Below are 21,781 nucleotides of genomic sequence, written 5' to 3' on the forward strand. Positions count from 1 at the left end.
TTCGCTACCGTCTCCGGTTAGCAAGGCGGCTAAATCTAAAGGGCTCACGGGTAAAATCTGCCCTGTACTATCCTGTCGCGTTTCTATCTCCAAACTTAACAGGTTTCCCGGTTGACTAATCCGGACTAAATTCTCCCCCGGTACAGCCGCAATGGTAATTGTTCCTCCCGGTGCAGTGATGGCTCCGGTATTTACTACTATTCCCCCAAGTAGGGTTAAATTCTGCCCCTGAGTTACGGCTAAATCCCCGGCATTAACCAGACTTCCCGATTGTGATGAGTCAAAGGCAAACTGATTGGGAGTCCCGATTAAGGTTTCGTAGTTATTTTCACCAAAGGCATTAAACCAAAGGTTCTCCCCAAAGCCAATTCCCGTAGCCGTCGTTGCCGTAAAATCCCCCATCACATTTAACTGGGCATTATTCCCAAACACAATCCCGGCTGGATTCATCAGGAATAAATTGGCGTTGCTTCCAGTTACCTGAATTAACCCATCAATTAAGGAGGCATTTCCCCCCACCACCCGCCCTAAAATGTTCTGGATTTGGGGAGTAGACAAAAAGTTAGCCACTTGATTGGCATCGAGTCCAAAGTCTTGGAAACTATGAAATAAATTGTTGCCATCCCCAGACAAAGAGCCACCGGAAATGTTATATTGCTCACCATCAATCGTGACAATTGTACCGGCACTATCCGGCTCTGCGGTGATAGATTGGGCGTTGATGGGGTGAACTTGCCCGTCTAGCAGGGAAATAAACAGCCAAAGCAGGGGAACGATGTGGCTAGCTTTGCTCATGACAGATGCTCCAACTTTCCTGAGTAAAATTATACTCAATTTCAACCACAATCCACAATAAGAAATAGTTGTTAATGTTTATTCGATTGGCGGCAAAGGTGCGTTACGCTCCTTCTCAGCTTCGGGTTATAGCTGGTTTATTTTGTCTTAGTCTAAAGTCTAGTAGTATAGCAACCGCCATAGCGGTTAGGACACATCATTTTGGGTTCTGTTTAAACCTGTTGTGTTTGCCCGCTTCATGGTCTCACGCGATCGCTAAAATCCTGCAACACTTTCCTGTACCCGATGCGACTGATTCAACCTGTGCGATCGCGAATTATTATATAGCTACAGGCGCAAACATTTTCCCATGGTAAAACTATACCATAAAACGTTAGTTTTGCAGCGCCTTTTGAAAAGTTTTAATGGCATCCACATGATTTACCATAGTGATGCAACGTAATAACAAATCCAGATTAATCCCTTTAACCTCCTCACTACTCTTAATCTGTTCATAGTCAAGTGTTTTCCCCTCGCCTCGCAGGTGATAAAGCTCCAACACCCCATCTTCCCAAAACCAAACTTCCTTAATCTTCAGTCGCTTATAGATCTCCAACTTGTTGATACCGCCACTGGTAAACACTACCTCAATTGCCAGATCAGGATTGGTTCGACCCGGCGCTAGTTTATAGGATTCATCAGCTTCTCGCTTAACAACGACTCCTTCACTTTCCAAGGTCATCGAACCAGTTGGAGTAAAGTCAAATCCTGCCATCAACAGGTAAAGCTCCAACAAGGCAGCAATCCTCTTTTTAACGGTTTCATGGGGTTCTCCAGGCATTCGTCGTATCTCCAAAACTCCATCTAAAAAAGAAAGTCTATATCCTGGGCGGTCTAACAATTGCTCAACAGCTTTGAACTCTCTCCAAGTCATTCCCTCAAACAAAAGGGGGGATTCCTTTTTGGGTGTTGCGATCGTGGCTAAAGTCATTTGATCCTCCCGTTTTTTTCGATTATAGATCAACTCAAAGTTGGACAGGTTTACCACCCACCCTTTCTTTTCAAGGCAATGACTATTTTAACTTAAAAGTCAAGAGCGACTGGAACCTTTGAAGCGAGATTGCTGTCAACAGCAAAACAGCCTATGTAGAATTTAGCTTTGATTCTTGAACTAATTCGCATAATATACATACAATACAGTAATTATGTCTATCTGTATGGTTAAACGTTAATTCATGTCACACCAAAGCAAAGATTATGACCAATGTTTTCTCACGGAATAAAGCCAAAATTGTGATCGGACTCTTAGCCATTTGTACTTCATTCCTAAATTTAGCCGCTCAACGTGTTAATTCTACAGAATCCCTAGTAATAGAAAGTCTAACCATGGGGGAAATTCTGCAACGTTTAGTCGTTCAGTCTACCCTTGAACTCGATCGCGCATTAGTAGAAGCTGAAGCCGTTAATCCCTCGCCTCAGATTCAAACGTTGGCTCAAACCCCCACTCAAGTCCTTGGCACAGGGACAAAACTCTCATTAAATGGTCGTATTGTACCCCTTGCTTGGAAACAGTGGCAGGTTGAGGGAGTCATTCGCACAGGTATCAGTGATGTAGGAGTTCAACAACTCTTCGGACTAGAATTGTTGAGTACCCGCAATTGGACACAACAACCGATACAATGGTTCTCTAATCCCCTGACGACGCCCCTCTCTTTCGTGGCTCACCATCGTGATGCTTATCGCTATTTAGATGTTACAGAGTTTGCCCAACAGGTGGGATGGCAATTTCAAGGTCAAGGAGATACATTAGCGCTAACTTCTGTACCTGCACGATTAGACAGTATTCGACAAGAGACGCAGTTATGGGGGTTTAGAATTGTCCTTGATTTAGATCGTCCCACACCTTGGCAAGTGAGCAGAAGTCCTGGTGAAGGGGCGATTATCTTAAACGCGATCGCGAATCCGATTCTAGTTGAACAGTTTACCCCACCTCCGGTGGAAGATGAGGGAGATAGGGAAGATGAGGAAGTTGAGGGAGATGAGGAAGATGAGGAAGCCTTAGACAATCAACCGACTCTCCAAGTTGAAACCAATCAAACTCAAACCACTATTGGGATCTCGATTCCAGAGGGTTTACAGTTGCACGTTTTTAGCTTACCGAATCCCAATCGCTTAGTTGTCGAACTGCGTCCCAATGCCATGGTGGAAAAAGATATTCTGTGGGCGCCAGGTATTTGGTGGCGTCAGAGAACTGTAACCTTGGGTGATCATCAATTTCCTTTAGTCTGGCTAGAGGTTGATCCAAAGAATCCCCAAGTTAAATTAAGCCCGATGTGGAGTAATCCCACAACTCAAGTGGGAACCGCCCCCCTGATTAAGACAGCGCAGTTATGGAAAGCCGCTGCTGCAATTAATGGTGGCTTCTTTAACCGCAATAATCAATTACCATTAGGTGCGATCCGCCGGGATGGATATTGGTATTCTGGTCCCATTCTCAACCGAGGTGCGATCGCGTGGACAGATCAGCATCAATTTAAGTTTGGACGCTTTAGCCTCCAGGAAACCTTAATTACCGCTAATGGAGAACGTTTTCCGAGTCTATTTCTGAATAGTGGTTATGTGCAAGCCGGGATGTCTCGCTATACCCCAGCTTGGGGCGTAACCTATACCCCTTTAACCGATAATGAAGTGATTTGGGTGGTGCAGAATAACCAGATTACTGCTCAATTACCCGGAGGAGTCGCTGGAGAGGAATCCTTTGTGATTCCGGTTAATGGTTATCTGCTTACCAACCGAGGGCATGATCCAAGTGCGATCGCTAAATCACTCACTATTGGTACAACCGTTCAGATTGAACAGAAAACGTTGCCCATTGAGTTTAATAATTATCCTCATATCCTGGGTGCTGGTCCGTTGTTACTGCAAAATCGCCAAATTGTGTTAGATGCCAAAGCCGAAAACTTTAGTAATGCCTTTGCTCAACAATCTGCCATTCGGAGTGCGATCGGTATCACTGCAAATGGCACAGTAATTATTACGGCTATGCACAATCGTGTCGGTGGCAGGGGACCCAACTTGACCGAAACGGCACAGTTGATGCAACAACTAGGAGCCGTTGATGCGCTCAATCTCGATGGGGGGAGTTCGACTGGACTCTATTTGGGAGGTCATCTTCTCGATCGTTCTCCTCATACAGCCGCCCGGGTTCACAATGGTTTAGGGCTTTTCCGACCTTATAAGTAAGTAGGTGGACACAATAAAAGAAGAGCGGTGGAGGTCGTCCTATGTCATTTGTCCTTAGTCCTTTGTAAGGGTTTGAGAATTATTCACAAAACTTAATGAGTCACCTTTTCTTGTGTCCGACTCTTTATCTTAAAGTTTTGATAAAGCTCAAGCCTCTAAATGTAAAGACTTCCTACAATTTTACGAATCCACCCCCTAATGTATTCAAAATCTTAGCTGAATTTGCTAATGTTGATTGTGGTTAGGTTTTGTGTTGTTGAAAACATGGCAATAGCTAAAAACCAAATAAAACGTTTTTACGTGCGATTAATGTCGTAACTATTTTCAGGAGAAAGACTATGGTTCAGCAAGCAGTTCCTCAAGATGCGGCGATCACCCTACCTAGATCGTTGACTGCCGAAGGCGCTGCCGCTACAGAACTAAGACCTTGGGGTTCATTTACTGTTCTGGAAGAGGGGCGAGGATACAAAATTAAGCGGATTGAGGTGAAACCCGGTCATCGCCTCAGTCTGCAAATGCACTACCATCGCAGTGAACACTGGATTGTTGTGAGTGGTATGGCAAAGGTGATCTGCGGAGATAAGGAGTTATTGATTCATCAAAATGAGTCCAGTTATGTGCCTCAAGGACACGCTCATCGCCTAGAAAATCCGGGTGTTATTCCGCTCGTCTTAATTGAAGTCCAGAATGGCGAGTATCTTGGCGAAGATGACATTATTCGCTATGAAGATGACTACGCCCGCAGCGAGTCCACCTCAGAATAGGTGGTGAGGAATCACCGCACTTATAGGGCGGTGAGGATGTCAATAGCTTGACGCCAAATTTACTCCTCCCTAATACTAGGGGAGGAAATTTTTTTGCCCCAGGTGACCAATAGAAGGAGTTTTCGAGAATTGCCTGTCAAGATGATTACACTGAGTCAAGCGGCGACTGATGAAATAAGACGCCTGCAAACCAAGCGCCAGCAACAGCAAGCTCGATTACGCTTAGGCGTGAAGCCAGGAGGATGTGCAGATTTATACTATACTATGGAGTTTGATGATGATGCCGTCAGATCGAGCGATCGCGTCTATGACTGTCAGGGCATCGTCGTTGTCGTGGATGAGGCAAGTACCAAGCATTTAACTACCCTCACCTTGGATTATTCCGAAGATCTCATGGGCGGTGGGTTTCGCTTTTATAATCCCAATGCCATTGAAACCTGTGGTTGTGGTAACTCGTTTCGAGTTAAGACGTAAGGAATGATCCTAGGTTGAAGGAGTAATTAAAGGACAAAGGACGTAGCTTGCTTCTCGCTCTTCGAGTATGACCAAGGACAAAAGACCAAAAAATTGACATTGTTACCTAAAAGTCAGTACAATCAGAATTTGTCAATACTTACAAACGATTCAAGGAATTTCACGCGCCTTAACTCATGCCCACTATCCAGCAGCTTATTCGTAGCGAACGTGCCAAAATTAAGGCGAAAACAAAATCGCCTGCACTGAAACAATGTCCACAACGGCGGGGTGTTTGCACCCGCGTCTACACGACAACCCCCAAGAAACCGAACTCAGCCCTGCGGAAAGTGGCAAGGGTACGTCTGACCTCGGGTTTTGAAGTGACGGCGTATATTCCAGGGATTGGTCATAACCTTCAAGAACACTCGGTCGTCATGATTAGAGGAGGACGGGTTAAAGATTTACCCGGAGTTCGATATCACATTATTCGAGGAACTCTAGATACGGCGGGTGTGAAAGATCGCAAGCAGGGTCGTTCCAAGTACGGAACCAAGCGTCCTAAGTAAACCAAGAGAGCTTTTCTAAATCTGCCAAAACCCTGCTAGACTTACCCATAGCGGTTTGTTCGGGTTAACTTGATCAGGAAAATAGGGAGATGAAGTGGCTTGTTTTTTTCAAGCAACTCCTAAAGCTGGAGAAAAAATAATCAGTTCCAGGATAAATAGTTAAATTTGCCGTGTATGTATTTTGTAAAGGCTTACTATGTCTCGTCGTACAGTTGTTAAAAAGCGTCCAGTCCCCCCTGACCCGGTTTATAACAGCCGTCTGCTTAGTATGATGGTGCGCCGGATTATGCATCATGGGAAAAAATCAGTAGCATCTCGGATTATCTATGACGCCTTCAAAATTATTGAAGAACGCACCGGAAAGGAACCGCTAGAGGTATTTGAAGAAGCGGTACGGAATGTCACTCCTTTAGTAGAAGTGAAAGCCCGTCGGGTTGGAGGGGCAACCTATCAAGTTCCTATGGAAGTCCGCTCAGAACGCGGAATAACATTAGCCATGCGCTGGCTGATCCAGTTTTCCCGAAGTCGTTCAGGGAGAAGTATGGCGAGTAAATTCGCCAATGAGCTGATGGATGCGGCAAATGAAACGGGGAATGCCATTCGTAAGCGGGAAGAAACCCATCGGATGGCAGATGCCAATAAAGCGTTTGCTCATTATCGCTACTAATTCAGTAAGCTAATAACTGACAGCGCCAAGGAGGCTAAAGGTTAATTTTGGGGATTTCGTGGGAAAAAAATAACGTCGCTGTCTGAGTTTTCGAGGAGCGAGTAGGACAACGAACAAAGGACAAATCCCTAAAAAGTTAAACAAAGTATAGAATTGTAAAGAGATAGCAACGCAACGTGTAAACTTGCGGCACAGACGAAGGAGGTAGCTGTGGCACGTACCATCCCGCTTGAGAAAATACGCAATATCGGGATTGCCGCCCACATTGATGCGGGCAAGACAACAACAACAGAACGAATCCTGTTTTACTCAGGAATCGTTCATAAACTAGGCGAAGTCCATGAAGGGACAGCCGTGACCGACTGGATGGAGCAAGAGCGGGAACGGGGAATTACAATTACTGCTGCTGCCATCAGCACGAACTGGCTGGATCACCGGATTAACATCATTGATACACCGGGTCACGTAGACTTCACGATTGAAGTTGAGCGTTCGATGCGGGTTTTAGATGGTGTAATTGCTGTGTTCTGCTCAGTGGGAGGTGTCCAGCCCCAATCGGAAACCGTGTGGCGGCAAGCGGATCGCTACAAGGTGCCGAGGATTGCCTTTGTCAACAAGATGGATCGCACGGGTGCTAACTTTTTCAAAGTATACGATCAACTCCGCGATCGGATGCGTACCAATGCGGTGGCAATCCAAATTCCCATCGGCAGTGAAAGTGATTTCCACGGGATTGTCGATCTTGTGCAAATGCGTGCCCGGATTTATACCAATGACCTGGGTACGGATATGCAAGACACCGAAATCCCGGAAAAGGTTCAAGAGCTAGCCCAAGAGTACCGAGTTAAGCTGATCGAAGCTGTAGCTGAGACCGATGAAGCGCTCTTAGAAAAATATCTGGCAGAAGAAGAACTCACCGAAGCCGAAATTCGCTCTGCCCTGCGTAAAGGTACGATTGCCGGTACGATTGTGCCGGTGCTGTGTGGTTCAGCCTTCAAAAATAGAGGAGTACAGTTACTCCTTGATGGAGTGGTGGATTATCTACCCTCTCCGCAGGAAGTTCCGCCAATTCAGGGACTATTGCCAGATGGGACAACGGACAACCGACCAGCAAAAGATGAAGCTCCTCTATCGGCGCTGGCATTTAAAATCATGTCAGACCCTTATGGTCGTTTAACCTTCATGCGGGTCTACTCCGGAATTCTGCGAAAAGGTAGCTATATTCTCAACTCCACCAAAGATCAGAAGGAGCGTATCTCCCGGCTGATTATTTTGAAATCCAACGAACGGATTGAGGTCGATGAGCTACGAGCTGGCGATCTGGGTGCGGCAATTGGTCTCAAGCAAACGACAACGGGTGATACAATTTGTGGCGAAGAAGCCCCGATTATTTTGGAATCGCTTTATATTCCAGAGCCGGTGATTTCGGTAGCCGTAGAACCCAAAACCAAGCAGGATATGGAGAAGCTTTCCAAAGCACTCCAATCCTTATCGGAAGAAGATCCGACATTCCGGGTCAGTATCGACCCAGAAACCAATCAAACCGTGATTGCGGGAATGGGTGAACTTCACCTGGAAATTCTGGTTGATCGGATGCTGCGGGAGTTCAAAGTCGAAGCCAATGTGGGTGCCCCTCAGGTGGCTTACCGAGAAACCATCCGCAAATCCGTGCAAGCTGAAGGCAAGTTCATCCGTCAAAGTGGCGGTAAAGGTCAGTACGGTCATGTCGTCATTGAATTGGAGCCAGGTGAAACCGGTAGTGGGTTTGAATTTGTCTCCAAGATTGTTGGTGGTTCCGTACCGAGAGAATTTATTTCCCCGGCTGAGCAGGGTATGAAAGAAGCCTGCGAATCGGGTATCCTAGCTGGGTATCCCCTCATTGATGTCAAAGCCACATTAGTTGATGGTTCGTACCACGATGTTGACTCTTCGGAAATGGCGTTCAAAATTGCTGGTTCGATAGCAATTAGAAACGGCGTAACGAAGGCTGCACCCGTGTTACTTGAGCCTATGATGAAAGTGGAAGTTGAAGTGCCTGAAGACTTTCTCGGAGATGTCATGGGCGATCTCAACTCCCGCCGTGGTCAAATCGAAGGGATGGGTACCGACGAAGGGATAGCCAAAGTTTCTGCTAAAGTTCCATTAGCCGAGATGTTTGGTTATGCTACGGATATACGGTCAAAAACCCAAGGTCGAGGTATCTTCTCAATGGAGTTTAGCAACTATGATGAAGTGCCTCGTAACGTGGCTGAAGCTATCATTGCTAAGAGCAAAGGGAACGCATAACTAAGAAAAGGAAAACGTAATTCATGGCACGCTCAAAGTTTGAAAGGACTAAACCCCACGTCAACATTGGCACAATTGGTCACGTAGACCACGGCAAAACAACGTTGACGGCTGCCATTACCATGACTCTGGCTGCATCAGGTCAAGCAACCGCCAAGAAGTACGAAGACATTGATGCGGCACCAGAGGAAAAGGCGCGGGGGATTACCATTAACACCGCTCACGTTGAGTATGAAACGGCGAATCGCCACTACGCTCACGTTGATTGCCCAGGACACGCTGACTACGTGAAAAACATGATCACGGGTGCGGCTCAAATGGATGGGGCGATCCTGGTAGTTTCCGCCGCTGACGGTCCGATGCCGCAAACACGGGAACATATCCTCCTTGCCAAGCAGGTAGGCGTCCCCAACTTGGTGGTCTTTTTGAATAAGAAAGACCAGGTGGACGATGAAGAATTACTGGAATTGGTGGAACTGGAAGTCCGCGAACTCCTCAGTGATTATGAATTCGATGGAGATAATATTCCCATCGTGGCAGGTTCGGCGTTAAAGGCGCTTGAATCTCTTACCTCTAACCCAAACATTAAGAAGGGTGATGATGAGTGGGTTGATCAGATCTACGCGTTAATGGACGAGGTCGATGCTTACATTCCTACCCCAGAACGGGATGTAGATAAGCCCTTCCTGATGGCAGTCGAAGACGTCTTCACCATTACCGGTCGGGGGACAGTCGCCACGGGTCGGATCGAGCGCGGTAAAGTCAAGATTGGCGACGAAGTTGAGCTAGTTGGACTCCGGGATACGGTCAAGAAAACCGTCACTGGCATTGAGATGTTTAAGAAGAGTCTCGATGAAGGGATGGCGGGTGACAATGCCGGAATTCTGCTCCGAGGTGTTGAGAAGAAAGATATTGAGCGGGGAATGGTAATTGCCAAGCCCGGTTCTATCACTCCTCATACTCAGTTTGAGTCGGAAGTCTATGTCCTCAAAAAAGAAGAAGGAGGACGTCATACTCCGTTCTTTTCCGGTTATCGCCCTCAGTTCTACGTTCGTACCACCGATGTGACGGGAACAATTAATTCCTACACCGCTGATGATGGTAGCAATGTGGAAATGGTTATGCCGGGAGACCGAGTAAAAATGACTGTGGAGTTAATCAACCCGATCGCGATTGAACAAGGAATGCGCTTTGCCATTCGCGAAGGCGGTCGCACCATCGGTGCAGGTGTTGTCTCCAAAATCCTCAAGTAGCACTGTTCTCACTCCAAAGAGTAGGAGCAGAGAGGCTGATGCTGTTCTCTGCTCCTTATTCTCTGTGTTGGCAAAACGTTATGAATTCTGAGTGTTGAGTTCTGAGTTCGGGAACATTCATTCAACACTCAACACTTCACAACTCCTAATTATTTCAGAACCTAGACAACTCAAAAAAATGGCAACGATTCAGCAGCAAAAAATTCGGATTCGTCTTAAAGCATTTGATCGGCGATTACTAGACACTTCATGCGAGAAGATTGTGGATACAGCAAATCGCACCAATGCTGCCGCCGTCGGTCCAATTCCCTTACCGACCAAACGTCGTATTTATTGTGTCTTGCGATCGCCCCACGTTGATAAAGATTCGCGGGAACATTTTGAAACCCGTACTCATCGGCGACTTATTGACATTTATCAGCCATCGTCCAAAACCATTGACGCCCTGATGAAACTGGATTTACCGGCTGGTGTGGATATTGAAGTGAAGTTATAGGGTGGAAAATGAGAAGGGTAGGAGGGTAATGCTCTTGCCCCAATCAGTACAAGTAATCGACATGCCATAAAGCCGGACAAGATATGAGTTAGTACCGCTTTAACGGATTTTGTGGCTTCTTGTCCCCAAAAAATCCGTTAAAGTAGGTAAAGAAGCGCAGTTACCCTTTTCTCCAAGGCACAATGGCATCCTCTTCCTCAATTGCTGTTAGAGAACTTCCTTTGTTTCCACTGCCAGAAGTGGTTCTATTCCCGGGACGTCCTCTGCCCCTCCATATCTTTGAATTTCGCTATCGTATCCTGATGAACACGATTTTGGAGAGCGATCGGCGTTTTGGGGTATTAATGTGGGACCCGGTGCAAGGTCAACCCGCCGCCGTTGGCTGCTGCGCTGAAATTATACATTTCCAGCGTCTGCCTGATGATCGGATGAAAGTTTTAACCCTGGGTCAACAACGATTCCGGGTTTTAGAATATGTCAGAGACAAACCCTATCGTGTCGGATTGGTGGAATGGATAGAGGATCAACCCTCTCAAAAAGACTTAAAAGAAATTTCCACATCCGTTGAGCAATTGCTGCGAGATGTCGTCCATCTTTCTGCCAAGCTGACGGATCAGAAAATTGAGCTGCCCGAAGACTTGCCAGACCTTCCCTTAGAATTATCGTATTGGGTAGCGGGCAATCTTTACGGCGTCGCCTCGGAGCAACAAGCTTTGTTAGAAATGCAGGATACATCCGCCCGTTTGGAACGCGAAGCGGAAATACTTACCTCCACGCGCAATCATTTGGCTGCCCGTACAGTCCTTAAAGATGCATTTAATTAGCCGAGTTGGTTTTCAGCATCGCTTTTATCTCATGCACAGGAATGGGCGGCGTTATCGGTCTAACCCAATTACACCGTCAAGCGCCGCCCCCCACAAATAAGTATCTTGCAGGTTCGCACCCCTGAGGTTGGCTCTGCTTAAATTGGCAGAACTTAAGTTAGCATTGGCTAGATTGGCATTCGTCAGGGCGTTGAGGCAAACCCCAAGGATGCCATAAGCAGAGTCGTCATAATTATGCCAATATTGACACGGGATTTTGTCCTCATCTGATTCATAAAACACCTTAATTCGACGAAAAGAAAACTTTGAATTCTAATCCTTGCCCTGATGGTCCTTGAATATGACGAAAACCACCCACAACCAGAGTAAGATTCGGGTTTCCTCCCCCACGTCATTTTCGATCCAATTATAGGGACTCTTCCAAATCAGAGTTAGATCATCCTGTAAACCATATTCAATAAATAATTGCAGTTCTACCTTCTCAAAAGAACCTGCTTCTAACGTCCTGAGTGTAACATCCGTGAAAATTCTGCCCTCAGGTTGGGTGAATCCCCCAGCCCAAGCAGGCGGTGTACTCCACAGTGCCAAGGAAATCCACAGTTGCCCATGTAGGAAAACAGGAAGTAGATAAGTCGCAATTCCCTGACAATACCCACCTAAGCGACTGCCCACGAACCCTCCTGAATAATCGTTTGAAACGTTTGAACGGCGCTTAGGGCATGAACTGGATTCCCTTTGTAAAGTCCTTAGTGCATCAGCGAAATTTTGTCAAGTCCTAAACGAGTAACGGTTTTCAGCCATTCAGGTCGCATCATGATTAAAAAATCCTCCGTTACCGTATTTGCCTGACCGCCATTGGGGTGCAACGCTTTAATCGCCGGTTCGTAATGAGAGACCATTAAAGACTTATGGTAATCAGAGAACACTTGACAACACTGGAGAATTTGGGCGGGGTTGCCAGGATCGGGTCCTCTAAGTTCAGAATTGTACTCACCCGTTAGTTTAGGTCGCATAGACTGGAAAGCAATCCCATCCATTTGCTGCATAAACTCTCCAAAGGGGGGAATCATGCTCAGTCCTGCCCCCTTAGCGGGATCATCAAAGGTAACAATCCATCCTCCCCAACTCGGAGCAACCCAGGCATTAGGGAGCTGTTGTTTAATAATCTGGCGGGCTTGCCGCATATTTTTCATCAGCGCCTGGTAATACTCCCCTGTGGGTAACTTGGTATCATCTTCCCAGGTAATCACTTGCAGAGTATAGCCTTGCTGGAACCAGTTTGACAGCAAACCTTGCTTGTGCCATTCTTGCCAGAAACTCAAATCTCCTTGTTTGTGGTCAAAACTGTTCAGCCAACCGGATAAAAACTGAGGTGACAAGGCTTGGGCAATCGTTTTGACAAGGGGGTCACTTTTAACCTCTGCCAAAAATCGAGCCGGATCTTCACCAATACCCAATTGCCATGGCGAAGGCGTTGGTGTGGAATTTATAGGAGACACCGAAGACGCACATCCTTTGCTTAACGCTAACAGCACAGGGGCTGTCAGTAAACCTTGGATAAATTTGCGGCGAGAGTAACGAGTCATGGGGAGTCGAGACGTTGTAAGAGTCGGTAGTAGGGGGTTTCGAGTAGTGATTTAAACTGAGATAACGGCATTATTTCTTGACGAGTGGGACGCGGATCTGCCAATTGGCTCCAGAATAAACTGACCTGATCCCAATGATGTATCGGCGATTGTGGTTTTGAGACCACCATTCATCCGTGGGATTGCGACTCAATGGTGAACTGGCTCGAACGGTTTCGGTGCGATCGCTGCAAGAACAACCATTGGTTACCCTACCTTTAAACTCCCTACCCCCAAGCACATCGTCAATTACATTGACCATCCTGCCATCCTTATCCATAACCGATAATCCCTGCAAGGTGGCTGGGAAATCTATAACCCCTTCAATCGGCAGTCTCTGCAAACCGTAGCTGCCAACGACTCCGCCGCGATTCTCCAATCCTTTATCGCTCACGGTATTCCTACCCTTTGGATAACTCGGATAGGTCAAGCGGATCAGGTTGATTTAGTCAAACAACTTAGTCTAGCCCTTGCCAATCCCCGCACTCCTTGGGCAACTCACCTCAGTGGCAATGTCGTCACCTTAACCGATTTTGGCGGTATCCAATCCTGGAATGTGAGCGAGGGCGGACTGCAAACCAATGCGATCGCGTCCACCGATTCACCTCTGTTCCTACAGCGCTATGCGAGTCTCCTATTTACCCTTGCTCTGATTAGTGGCGGTGTCGCCGCTTGGTCAACCTACCAACGCCTGGGTCGCCCTCCGCAAATGATTTCCAATCAACCTTTTCCTTCAGAAACGACTCAAGACTCCGAGAAACGATGAAGCAATTCTCAACAAAGATGATAGCCGCTTTCTTGGCTAAGGGATATCTAACTCGACCCCAATTGCATCGGGTCAAAGAATTACAAGCTCAAACCTCTTGCTCTTTGGGAAAAGCCTTGTGGAGTCTCAATCTAGTCAGCAAAACTGAATTTTTGACCTTAGCCAGTGCTGTAACCAATTTGCCAACTCTTACCGAGTGGTTAAAGTCTTCCGGCAATGTACTAGATTTCAGCTTGGCAAAAGCTTTCAAGACACAAGAACTGATTCAGTGCGGTTTCTTTCCCTGTCACTGGCAACCCGAAACCAACCATCTCGTCGTGGTGGTTACAGAAGCCGACAATCAAACTGTCCATCAGACAATCCAACGGGTTTGGCAGCAAGCCCAAGTACAAGAGATTCTAGCGACAGAGGATCAGCTTCTCAACCTGATTGTCGAGAAAAATTTGCAGAACCAACTGTTACAGGAAGGGCAGTTAACCCTGGCTCCAAGCTGCGTTGAATTACTTTAATCGAGATGAAAATTTCTTAACTCGAATGTTTACCCTGGAATATTCCTATTGGTTTGACTATCTGTTACCCGGATTAGAAGCATTGGGATTACCCATTCCTTTAGGCGGAACCAGTAATCATTTCCGCACGGATCGCCTGCGAGAACTAGGAGCCTGGGACCCTTTTAATGTCACCGAAGATGCGGATTTAGGAATTCGTGCCAGTCAACGAGGGTATACTGTCGGTGTGATTAACTCTACCACCTATGAAGAGGCGAACTGCCGCTTCAATAACTGGATTCGGCAGCGATCGCGCTGGATCAAAGGCTATATGCAAACCTGGTTGGTTCATAATCGTCATCCTTATAAATCTCTCAAAACTCTCGGTCTAAAAAACTGGCTATCTTATCAATTTTTTATTGGCGGACATATCTTAGGATTTCTTTGTAGTCCAATTCTCTGGTTATTATTGTTGGCTGAACTGATCACTCAAGCTAATTTTATTGAAAAACTCTTGCCAAGTTGGATGATTTATATCTCCTTATTTAACTTGATTTTTGGCAATGCCATTGGCATTTATTTAAATATGATTGCCATGTTTCGGCGCAAATATTACAAGCTTTCATTATATGCACTACTCAATCCGCTTTACTGGCAACTCCATTCGATAGCTGCTTATATGGCACTTTGGCAATTGTTTACCAAGCCATTCTACTGGGAAAAAACCCTGCACGGTATTAGTAAGTTCACGAAGTCTTCATCGATGAAGATGTCTACATAAAGAGGATTTGTCATGAACATAGGGGCAAGGATAGAATACGGCTTATTATTTATTCTTCAATTAGTGCCATTGAGTCAATGGGTAAGACACTGTAGCTGCCAAAGATTTTCAGAATTTCTGTATGAGCGGCAGCTTCTAAGAGTGCCTCTTGCACCAACGGTGTAGAGGCATCGGCTTCTAAATCAATAAAGAAAAGATACTCACCCAGCGATCGCTTCGTCGGGCGAGACTCAATCCGACTCAGGTTAATCTCTCGCTGGGCAAAGGCTTGCAGGGGTTTAACTAAGGCTCCCGGTACATTGGCGGGCGTGCTAAAAGCCAGGGAGGTATGACTCCCCCCAGGAGACGATTGCTGACCCACAATCCAAAAACGAGTACAGTTGTCTGGATAATCATTGATAGCTGCCGCCAGGATAGGTAATTGATAAAGCATCGCCGCCCGTTGAGACGCGATCACGCCTGCTGTATAGTCGGTATCCAGATGCTGTAAGGCTTCTGTGGTTGAGTTTGTTGCTACAAGTTGTACCGAGGGCAGACACTTCTCCAGCCACCCTTGACATTGGGCTAAGGCTTGAGGATGAGAATAAACTGTTTGGATTGCCTGAAGACGAGATGCCCGTGACATCAGGGCATGTTGGATTGGCAAAACCAATGCCTGTTGAATTTGCAGTTGATCGAGTTGCCACAAAGTATCCAATGTAATCGTGACACTGCCTTCAATGGAATTTTCTACAGGCACCACCGCCAAATCCGCTTGCCCTTTGGCGACGGCGTGCAGAGTTTGGGCAATGCTGGGATAAGGACATAAGGAGGGTTTTGAATCACTTTCACGGGTTAGAGTGCGACAGTAAGCTAAGGCAGCCGCTTCCGCGTAAGTCCCTGGTGGTCCAAGATGGGCAATTGAAATTGACATAAACTGCGCTTTAGTTTATAGTTTTAACCTTTATTTGTCCTCAGTAATGAGATTTAATAATTTCCGTCCCTAGGACTAAACCTTTGCTTTGATCGAGGCACTGAAAGTCTTCTATAGGAAGATAACGGTTGGCGAGCATAATTTCTACAATCGGAGTAAGGATTAAGTTACATGCTGTAGTCTCATCTACGAGACTCGCTCATCCCCCTAACCTTAAAAAATTCCCCCCAGTTATGTAAATAAACTTTAATTAAAGTAAGATTAACTTTAAGAAACTTAGACAAAACCCAACGTTGCTCTCACCCTATGACCAGCCAGTTTACTGCATCGCAATCCGTAGAAATTACTGTACCCGCACAACCTGCCCCCATTCAGCACTATTTACGTCAACCTCAGCGGTTGGTACACGCGATCGCTGATCCGAATCTGATCGAGCAACTGAGTCCAGAGCAGTTTCGCCTAAAAATGCGTCCATTGAATTTTCTGTCGTTAACCTTTCAACCGCGAGTCACCCTCAAAGTTTGGGCAGATGTTAACGGTACAGTTCATCTGCGATCAGTAGATTGTGACATTCCTGGATTAGACTACATCAATCAACGCTTTACCCTGGAGGTCAAGGGAAAACTCTATCCTGAGCAACAGCAAAACACCACTCGGCTCAAAGGTAAGGCTGATTTAAAGGTTCGGGTGGATATTCCCTTTCCTCTATCGATGACACCCCAACCCATTATTGAAACAACCGGAAATGGATTACTCAAAAGTGTGTTGCTGCGAATTAAGCAGAAATTAATGCATCAACTGCTATTGGATTATCGGCAATGGGCTAACGCGGATCGTCAAACCCTTAATCAGCCTAACTCTCAGCATCTTGCACCCGCTGATAATCCCACCATTTAGTCATTTGTCCTTTGTCCTTTGTCCTTTGTTAATTAGGAAATCGCTTTCCCCTCTTCCCCAACTCCCCCATCCTTGAGTTGACACGGACGAAAGGAAAGGCGATGCTGGGGCGAAGGACCCAACTGTTGGAGGGCTAAACGATGTCGTTGAGTTCCGTACCCCTTATTAGCGGCTAAGTCATAATCGGGATACTTCGTCGCTAAACGCCCAACTAAATCATCGCGCCAGACTTTCGCCACAATGCTAGCCGCTGCGATTTCCAGCGATCGCTGATCTCCTTTAATCAGACTTTTTTGGGGTACAGGTAAGCCTACCAATGCCTGTCTCCCATCAATCAAACATAAATCAGGCTGCACTTTTAACTTAAGCACAGCCCGTTTCATTGCCAACAGAGAGGCTTGTAAGATATTAATTTGGTCGATTTCAGTACTGGTGGCATAACCAATACTCCAATCGACGGCTAACTCTTGAATCTCTTGCGCCAATTTCTGGCGTCGTAGACGAGTTAATTGTTTACTATCTTTCATTCCAGAACCAGCCAAATTGGGCAGAGTCGATGCGGGTAAAATAACCGCTGCTGCTACAACCGGACCGAATAAAGCGCCACGCCCAACTTCATCGACTCCGGCAACCAATTTGCGATCGCCCGATAGTTCCGGTAGTTGACAATAGTTAGCTGAATTTTCCATTTTCATGGATTCTTGAGAGTCAACTTAAGGTGAATGATACTGAAATTTTGGCTGGTGGGTTGAGCGAAGTCGAAACCCACCCTACGGTATATCAAGGGTTTCGGTGATCCAAAATAGCTTATTTCAGTGCCATTCAACCTAAGGTAAAAACCAGTACTGGCAAGCCTTGAGGTATGTATCCGTACCTCCAAATGAAAAAAATATTCCACTTCCCTCTCCTTGTAGGAGAGGGCTAGGGAGAGGTTCGGGGAAGGGTTTGGGGAGGGGTCTAATGACCAGCAGTATCCAAGCCTGGGAGAGGGGCTAGGGGTGAAGCCTAACTTGGGGGGTGATACCAAATCCGCTTTTGGAACCCCTTTATCCCTTACTCATTCTCCATTGCTGAAGAACGGCGGCGGCGACGACGAATCAAAGGCGGTTTTGTTTCCGATTCGCTGGTTGAGCTTGAATCAGCCGATGATTCTAAATCAACATCAGCGGCTTCTCCCGAAGAAGTAACTAGTACCTTGTCTGAACTCTCTTCTGAGTCTGACTCCTCTGATGGGTGAGACGTATCCTCCCATGAATCGTCAGTGGTGTCATTGTCAGTGGTGTCATTGTCAGAAGAACCCGATTCAGCTTCTCCAGGAAGCACCACCGAAACCATAACTGATCGGGGATTTCTAATCTCCTTATCTAACCGCACTAATGGTGAAATACCCATCAAGGCATAAACATCCTGTTCTTCCGGCGTCATCTCAACCTGAATAACTTCCGGCGGTTCCATTTCTACCACCGACCGAATGAGCTGGGGTTTGCCCACTCGTTCACTGGAGTCTGACACGATGGGACGTTCAACAGATGTCGTATCGCGCCTCATTCCCTCTACGTCTTCACTCACATCAGAGGAACGTTGGGACAGGGTAATTGGGCGAACATTGCTCTTGGCTACAGGTTCATCCTTAGAGATTACATCCTCCAGGCGGCGACGGCGACGGCGGCGATTAGTGCCATTGGGGATTCCCCGTTCTTGATAACTCGGATGATTAAGTTCAAGTTCATCCGGTTCATTAAAGCCAGGGATATCCAGGGGTTCTGGAAGATCAGAGGTTTCTGTGATTTCAACGCGAGAAATAGGCTCTGGCTCTTGCTGCACTTGAGGTTCTGGCTCACCGGGAAGATGCACCAGATGTCCCAATCCACCACAGCTTGGACAAGTGCGACCAAATAATTCGTAAATATTTTGACCTTGGCGCTTGCGGGTGAGTTCGACTAACCCCAGTTCTGACAATTGGGCGATTTGGGGTCTGGCTTTGTCCATTTTCAACGCTTTGTTGAAATGTTCCAGAACTTGTAATTGGTCACGCCGCGAGTCCATATCGATAAAGTCCACGATGATTACGCCAGCAATATTACGTAGGCGCAATTGGCGGGCGATTTCCGTCGCGGCTTCACAGTTAGTCCAGAGGACGGTTTCTCGCGCCGTGGCGGAACGGGTAAAGGAACCGGAGTTTACATCAATAACGGTTAGGGCTTCCGTCTGTTGGATAATAATATAGCCTCCCGATGGCAGATCGACTCGTGGCTTTAAGGCTTCTCGAATCGCCGCATTAATTCGGAAATAATCGAGAATTGAGAGGCGATCGCGGTGATGGTCAATTAAAACCCCTTCCGGTGATCGACCGCCACTCCAGCTTACTAACTGCTGTTTTACCCGTTTGACCCCAGTATTGGAATCAACCACAATCCGATTCACATCCGCTGTGTACATATCGCGAAGGACTCGTTGGATAAAATCATCATCGCGATTGAGTAGAGCCGGCGCTCTTGTCGAAGTTGCCTCCTGCTGGATGGCTTCCCACTGGCGTTGCAGCGCCTCCAAATCCTCCATTACAGCTTCTTCCGCTCTGCCCTCGGCTTCTGTGCGAACCAATAATCCCATCCCAGCGGGTTTAATCAGCACAGCCAAGGCTCTGAGGCGATTACGTTCGTTTTCGTTCTTTATCCGTCGGGATAAATTAACCCCTCGTCCATAAGGCATCAGCACTAGATAACGACCCGGTAAGCTGATATTTCCGGTCAGCCGAGGACCTTTATTGCCCGTCGGCTCCTTCATCACTTGGACTAAGACTTTTTGCTGCGGGGTGAGCAGTTCCGTAATCGCCCCGGAGCGACGTTTAAGTCGCAGCGGACCCAAGTCGGTGACATGAATAAATCCATTGCGTTCGGCATCACCGATATTGACGAATGCGGCATCAATGCCTGGTAAAACGTTTTCGACAATGCCGAGATAAATATCACCTACTTGGTGGCTGCCCGTGGCAACGACAAGTTCTTGGATTTGATCTTCTGAAAAGACAGCAGCCAGCCGATATTGCTCTGCAATAATAATTTGCTTTGCCATTCAATTTCCTCAAAATTTGGCAGTACGCTCAAGTACTGAAGCTTGGTCTTTGTTGAAATTTTAGATAGCTGATTAGTTTAGAGAACAGGCAAACGAGCCAAGCTTGAATAATGCTTGAATGCTTGTCTGAGTTACCTTTTCCACCAAAAATCTTAAATCGCATACCTAAAATTGATCGGTCACTCTTACTTTGGCTACCCTTTATGATTCTGAAAAGCAAAAACTTTAGCTTTACTTAGAAAACGTAAATCGCGATCGGGGAGTGACTGAAGACTACTGACACTCTCATGGATCTACTTTTTCTCCAATGCTACAGGTAGCCAATGTCATGCCCCTTCGCCCAAGGGCCAGCATTGGAGTTTGGTAACGTGCAAGTCAAAAGTCTGGAAGTGTGAATCAGTTACGGACAGTATCTATGAGATAGTTTGCTACAGGTCGAACCTAGTGTCACTGTAGGTACGCAACTGTTTCCTCAATTTTACATTATACTGCTTTGATTGTTGATTGTTAACGGGTAAGACTATCAGTTTAGCTGTGAGGGGGTTATCGCGGGTTACAGAATCGACGTTTTAGGGGTTTGAGCTTGACGCAAGGACTCAATTGTCGCGATCGCGTGTTGGGCAACCCGATCAATTTCCTCGGCTGTATTATAGCGCCCAATCCCAAACCGAATCGAAGCATAAGCTAGGGATTCTGAATGTCCGAGTGCCAAAAGGACGTGGGATGGCGCTACATTAGTCGAGGAGCAAGCCGAACCCGACGAAACGGCGACGACAGGCTGCAATCCTAACAGCAGGGCGGAACCATCCACGCCTTCCACAGAAATATTCAGATTTCCTGACAATCGCTGACTCGGATGACCATTCAGGTAAATCCCTCCTACCTGAGAGAGACTATTCCAAAGCTGTTCCCGTAACTGGAGGAGGCGTTGAGATTCAGAGGCTTGTTCAGCTAATCCCACTTCCACCGCTTTGGCAAAGCCTACGATTTGCGGTGTGTAGAGAGTACCCGAACGGATTCCCCGTTCTTGTCCCCCTCCCTGAATTTGTGACGCTAACTTAACTCTAGGGTTACGGCGGCGGACATAAAGCACCCCAATACCCTTAGGACCATAAAGTTTATGGGCAGTTAGGGACATTAGGTCAATATTCATATCCTGGACATCCAAGGGGATTTTACCAATCCCTTGGGCAGCGTCGGTATGAAAGAGTACCTGATGCTGGTGACACAGTTCCCCAATCTCAGCCAGGGGTTGTAATACGCCAATTTCGTTATTGGCAGCCATCACCGAGACTAAAATTGTATCGGGACGAATTGCTTTTTCAAGCTGAGATAAGTCAAGTAGTCCATCCCTTTTGACAGGTAAAAGCGAGACCTCAAATCCTAGGTTTTGTAAATAGGTACAGGGGTCAAGCACCGCCCGATGTTCGGTTTGGACAGTAATAATATGACGCCCTTTACTAAAATAAGCTTCAGCCACCCCTTTAATCGCTAAATTATTCGCTTCTGTCGCACCACTGGTGAAAACAATTTCCTCTGGTGTAGCGTGGATAGCATCGGCTAAGATTTGTCGTGCCTGTTTCACCCCTGCTTCTGCTTCCCAACCATAAGCGTGGCTAATACTGGAAGGGTTGCCAAAATGTTCTCTAAAAAAAGGCAGCATTGCCTCTAGCACCCGTTCATCCATGGGGGTGGTAGCGTGGTTGTCAAGGTAAATGGGACGATGAGACATAGGGAGTAAGTCGGTAGGGACAGTTAAAGTTAATGACGGTGATCGTCATTTGTCATTTGTCATTTGTCATTTGTCATTTGTCATTCTCAATGACTATAACCGATTAATAAAGACAATCAGTAAAGGGAGTGTTAGCGATCGCGCTTTTGTTAAGATCCGTTTAGGTATGTAGAAAAAA

24 protein-coding genes and 1 pseudogene are annotated in these 21,781 nt (G+C 46.6%); 15 read left to right on the forward strand and 10 right to left on the reverse strand.

Annotation, left to right across the window (positions count from 1 at the left end; genetic code table 11):
* On the reverse strand, positions 1–795 hold a 795-nt coding region (locus tag RIG27_RS06890; RefSeq protein ID WP_446343655.1), incomplete at its 3' end, for a filamentous hemagglutinin N-terminal domain-containing protein.
* 227 nt (positions 796–1,022) lie between these two features.
* Here RIG27_RS06890 and RIG27_RS06895 point away from each other — a divergent pair.
* Positions 1,023–1,151 carry a hypothetical protein gene (locus RIG27_RS06895; protein ID WP_446343657.1) on the forward strand — a complete coding sequence of 43 codons (129 nt, stop codon included), beginning with the start codon at positions 1,023–1,025 and terminating at the stop codon, positions 1,149–1,151.
* A gap of 17 nt (positions 1,152–1,168) precedes the next feature.
* On the opposite strand, the gene RIG27_RS06900 is transcribed toward RIG27_RS06895, so the two are convergent.
* Positions 1,169–1,765, reverse strand: a complete 597-nt coding sequence (locus RIG27_RS06900) for a Uma2 family endonuclease (RefSeq protein ID WP_446343659.1) — start codon at positions 1,763–1,765, stop codon at positions 1,169–1,171.
* A gap of 266 nt (positions 1,766–2,031) precedes the next feature.
* Between RIG27_RS06900 and RIG27_RS06905 the strand changes: the two genes are divergently transcribed.
* The 9 genes from RIG27_RS06905 (at position 2,032) to RIG27_RS06945 (ending at position 11,329) form a co-directional block, all read left to right on the forward strand.
* Positions 2,032–4,017: a phosphodiester glycosidase family protein gene (locus RIG27_RS06905; protein ID WP_446343661.1), complete on the forward strand. Its 1,986-nt coding sequence runs from the start codon at positions 2,032–2,034 to the stop codon at positions 4,015–4,017.
* A 338-nt stretch (positions 4,018–4,355) separates the two neighbouring features.
* Positions 4,356–4,781 (forward strand): phosphomannose isomerase type II C-terminal cupin domain, encoded by a 426-nt coding sequence (locus RIG27_RS06910; protein ID WP_446343663.1) that lies wholly within the window; start codon positions 4,356–4,358, stop codon positions 4,779–4,781.
* A 141-nt stretch (positions 4,782–4,922) separates the two neighbouring features.
* A complete protein-coding gene (locus RIG27_RS06915) occupies positions 4,923–5,255 on the forward strand; it encodes a HesB/IscA family protein (protein WP_446343730.1) in 333 nt (110 codons plus the stop codon).
* A 176-nt stretch (positions 5,256–5,431) separates the two neighbouring features.
* Positions 5,432–5,803: a 30S ribosomal protein S12 gene (rpsL, locus tag RIG27_RS06920; protein WP_006103254.1), complete on the forward strand. Its 372-nt coding sequence runs from the start codon at positions 5,432–5,434 to the stop codon at positions 5,801–5,803.
* 196 nt (positions 5,804–5,999) lie between these two features.
* Positions 6,000–6,470: a 30S ribosomal protein S7 gene (gene rpsG, locus RIG27_RS06925; protein ID WP_446343665.1), complete on the forward strand. Its 471-nt coding sequence runs from the start codon at positions 6,000–6,002 to the stop codon at positions 6,468–6,470.
* A 210-nt stretch (positions 6,471–6,680) separates the two neighbouring features.
* Positions 6,681–8,756 (forward strand): elongation factor G, encoded by a 2,076-nt coding sequence (gene fusA, locus RIG27_RS06930; protein ID WP_446343667.1) that lies wholly within the window; start codon positions 6,681–6,683, stop codon positions 8,754–8,756.
* Between the two features lie 23 nt (positions 8,757–8,779).
* The gene (gene tuf, locus RIG27_RS06935) at positions 8,780–10,009 is read left to right on the forward strand and encodes an elongation factor Tu (RefSeq protein WP_446343669.1); all 1,230 of its coding nucleotides are present in this window, start codon (positions 8,780–8,782) and stop codon (positions 10,007–10,009) included.
* Between the two features lie 178 nt (positions 10,010–10,187).
* A complete protein-coding gene (gene rpsJ / locus RIG27_RS06940) occupies positions 10,188–10,505 on the forward strand; it encodes a 30S ribosomal protein S10 (protein WP_044208966.1) in 318 nt (105 codons plus the stop codon).
* Positions 10,506–10,687: 182 nt separating this feature from the next.
* Positions 10,688–11,329 (forward strand): LON peptidase substrate-binding domain-containing protein, encoded by a 642-nt coding sequence (locus tag RIG27_RS06945; protein ID WP_446343671.1) that lies wholly within the window; start codon positions 10,688–10,690, stop codon positions 11,327–11,329.
* 51 nt (positions 11,330–11,380) lie between these two features.
* Here RIG27_RS06945 and RIG27_RS06950 read toward each other — a convergent pair whose 3' ends face one another.
* The 4 genes from RIG27_RS06950 to RIG27_RS06965 all read right to left on the reverse strand — a co-directional run bounded on the left by RIG27_RS06950 (position 11,381) and on the right by RIG27_RS06965 (position 13,348).
* Positions 11,381–11,611 (reverse strand): pentapeptide repeat-containing protein, encoded by a 231-nt coding sequence (locus RIG27_RS06950; protein ID WP_446343672.1) that lies wholly within the window; start codon positions 11,609–11,611, stop codon positions 11,381–11,383.
* A 30-nt stretch (positions 11,612–11,641) separates the two neighbouring features.
* Positions 11,642–12,001, reverse strand: coding sequence for a hypothetical protein (locus tag RIG27_RS06955; RefSeq protein ID WP_446343674.1), 360 nt, complete (start codon positions 11,999–12,001; stop codon positions 11,642–11,644).
* 74 nt (positions 12,002–12,075) lie between these two features.
* The gene (locus RIG27_RS06960) at positions 12,076–12,915 is read right to left on the reverse strand and encodes a hypothetical protein (RefSeq protein WP_446343676.1); all 840 of its coding nucleotides are present in this window, start codon (positions 12,913–12,915) and stop codon (positions 12,076–12,078) included.
* Between the two features lie 70 nt (positions 12,916–12,985).
* A complete protein-coding gene (locus RIG27_RS06965; protein ID WP_446343677.1) occupies positions 12,986–13,348 on the reverse strand; it encodes a hypothetical protein in 363 nt (120 codons plus the stop codon).
* Between the two features lie 162 nt (positions 13,349–13,510).
* Here RIG27_RS06965 and RIG27_RS06970 point away from each other — a divergent pair, with 162 nt between their 5' ends.
* The 3 genes and pseudogenes from RIG27_RS06970 to RIG27_RS06980 all read left to right on the forward strand — a co-directional run.
* A complete protein-coding gene (locus RIG27_RS06970) occupies positions 13,511–13,720 on the forward strand; it encodes a hypothetical protein (RefSeq protein WP_446343679.1) in 210 nt (69 codons plus the stop codon).
* Positions 13,717–14,229 carry a hypothetical protein gene (locus RIG27_RS06975; protein WP_446343681.1) on the forward strand — a complete coding sequence of 171 codons (513 nt, stop codon included), beginning with the start codon at positions 13,717–13,719 and terminating at the stop codon, positions 14,227–14,229. The genes RIG27_RS06970 and RIG27_RS06975 overlap by 4 nt, the downstream gene beginning before the upstream one ends.
* A pseudogene (locus tag RIG27_RS06980) lies at positions 14,204–14,989 on the forward strand (glycosyltransferase family 2 protein); the annotation flags it as partial. The gene RIG27_RS06975 and the pseudogene RIG27_RS06980, both read left to right, overlap by 26 nt.
* Before the next feature lie 49 nt (positions 14,990–15,038).
* Here RIG27_RS06980 and pheA read toward each other — a convergent pair.
* A complete protein-coding gene (pheA, locus tag RIG27_RS06985; protein ID WP_446343683.1) occupies positions 15,039–15,902 on the reverse strand; it encodes a prephenate dehydratase in 864 nt (287 codons plus the stop codon).
* Positions 15,903–16,208: 306 nt separating this feature from the next.
* On the opposite strand from pheA, the gene RIG27_RS06990 reads away from it, so the two are divergent.
* On the forward strand, positions 16,209–16,799 hold the full coding sequence (locus tag RIG27_RS06990) for a DUF1997 domain-containing protein (protein ID WP_446343685.1): 591 nt from the start codon (positions 16,209–16,211) through the stop codon (positions 16,797–16,799).
* Between the two features lie 32 nt (positions 16,800–16,831).
* On the opposite strand, the gene RIG27_RS06995 is transcribed toward RIG27_RS06990, so the two are convergent.
* From RIG27_RS06995 to RIG27_RS07005, 3 genes are all read right to left on the reverse strand, one after another.
* On the reverse strand, positions 16,832–17,494 hold the full coding sequence (locus tag RIG27_RS06995; protein ID WP_446343686.1) for a ribonuclease HII: 663 nt from the start codon (positions 17,492–17,494) through the stop codon (positions 16,832–16,834).
* Positions 17,495–17,852: 358 nt separating this feature from the next.
* Positions 17,853–19,871 (reverse strand): Rne/Rng family ribonuclease, encoded by a 2,019-nt coding sequence (locus RIG27_RS07000; protein WP_446343688.1) that lies wholly within the window; start codon positions 19,869–19,871, stop codon positions 17,853–17,855.
* 553 nt (positions 19,872–20,424) lie between these two features.
* Positions 20,425–21,603, reverse strand: coding sequence for a cysteine desulfurase family protein (locus RIG27_RS07005; protein ID WP_446343690.1), 1,179 nt, complete (start codon positions 21,601–21,603; stop codon positions 20,425–20,427).
* Positions 21,604–21,652: 49 nt separating this feature from the next.
* Here RIG27_RS07005 and RIG27_RS07010 point away from each other — a divergent pair, with 49 nt between their 5' ends.
* Positions 21,653–21,775: a hypothetical protein gene (locus tag RIG27_RS07010; protein ID WP_446343692.1), complete on the forward strand. Its 123-nt coding sequence runs from the start codon at positions 21,653–21,655 to the stop codon at positions 21,773–21,775.
* Positions 21,776–21,781 lie beyond the last annotated feature (6 nt).

The organism is Coleofasciculus sp. F4-SAH-05, assembly GCF_040222985.1.
GTDB lineage: Bacteria > Cyanobacteriota > Cyanobacteriia > Cyanobacteriales > Coleofasciculaceae > Coleofasciculus > Coleofasciculus chthonoplastes.

Bases quoted from the DNA above. Each gene is read 5' to 3' on its own strand.
- RIG27_RS06960 (WP_446343676.1), bottom strand. From the start codon at position 12,915: ATGACTCGTTACTCTCGCCGCAAATTTATCCAAGGTTTACTGACAGCC.
- RIG27_RS06995 (WP_446343686.1), bottom strand. From the start codon at position 17,494: ATGAAAATGGAAAATTCAGCTAACTATTGTCAACTACCGGAACTATCG.
- RIG27_RS06900 (WP_446343659.1), bottom strand. From the start codon at position 1,765: ATGACTTTAGCCACGATCGCAACACCCAAAAAGGAATCCCCCCTTTTG.
- RIG27_RS06990 (WP_446343685.1), top strand. From the start codon at position 16,209: ATGACCAGCCAGTTTACTGCATCGCAATCCGTAGAAATTACTGTACCC.
- tuf (WP_446343669.1), top strand. From the start codon at position 8,780: ATGGCACGCTCAAAGTTTGAAAGGACTAAACCCCACGTCAACATTGGC.
- pheA (WP_446343683.1), bottom strand. From the start codon at position 15,902: ATGTCAATTTCAATTGCCCATCTTGGACCACCAGGGACTTACGCGGAA.
- rpsJ (WP_044208966.1), top strand. From the start codon at position 10,188: ATGGCAACGATTCAGCAGCAAAAAATTCGGATTCGTCTTAAAGCATTT.
- rpsL (WP_006103254.1), top strand. From the start codon at position 5,432: ATGCCCACTATCCAGCAGCTTATTCGTAGCGAACGTGCCAAAATTAAG.
- RIG27_RS06975 (WP_446343681.1), top strand. From the start codon at position 13,717: ATGAAGCAATTCTCAACAAAGATGATAGCCGCTTTCTTGGCTAAGGGA.
- rpsG (WP_446343665.1), top strand. From the start codon at position 6,000: ATGTCTCGTCGTACAGTTGTTAAAAAGCGTCCAGTCCCCCCTGACCCG.
- RIG27_RS06915 (WP_446343730.1), top strand. From the start codon at position 4,923: ATGATTACACTGAGTCAAGCGGCGACTGATGAAATAAGACGCCTGCAA.
- RIG27_RS07000 (WP_446343688.1), bottom strand. From the start codon at position 19,871: ATGGCAAAGCAAATTATTATTGCAGAGCAATATCGGCTGGCTGCTGTC.
- RIG27_RS06945 (WP_446343671.1), top strand. From the start codon at position 10,688: ATGGCATCCTCTTCCTCAATTGCTGTTAGAGAACTTCCTTTGTTTCCA.
- RIG27_RS06905 (WP_446343661.1), top strand. From the start codon at position 2,032: ATGACCAATGTTTTCTCACGGAATAAAGCCAAAATTGTGATCGGACTC.
- RIG27_RS06910 (WP_446343663.1), top strand. From the start codon at position 4,356: ATGGTTCAGCAAGCAGTTCCTCAAGATGCGGCGATCACCCTACCTAGA.
- RIG27_RS07005 (WP_446343690.1), bottom strand. From the start codon at position 21,603: ATGTCTCATCGTCCCATTTACCTTGACAACCACGCTACCACCCCCATG.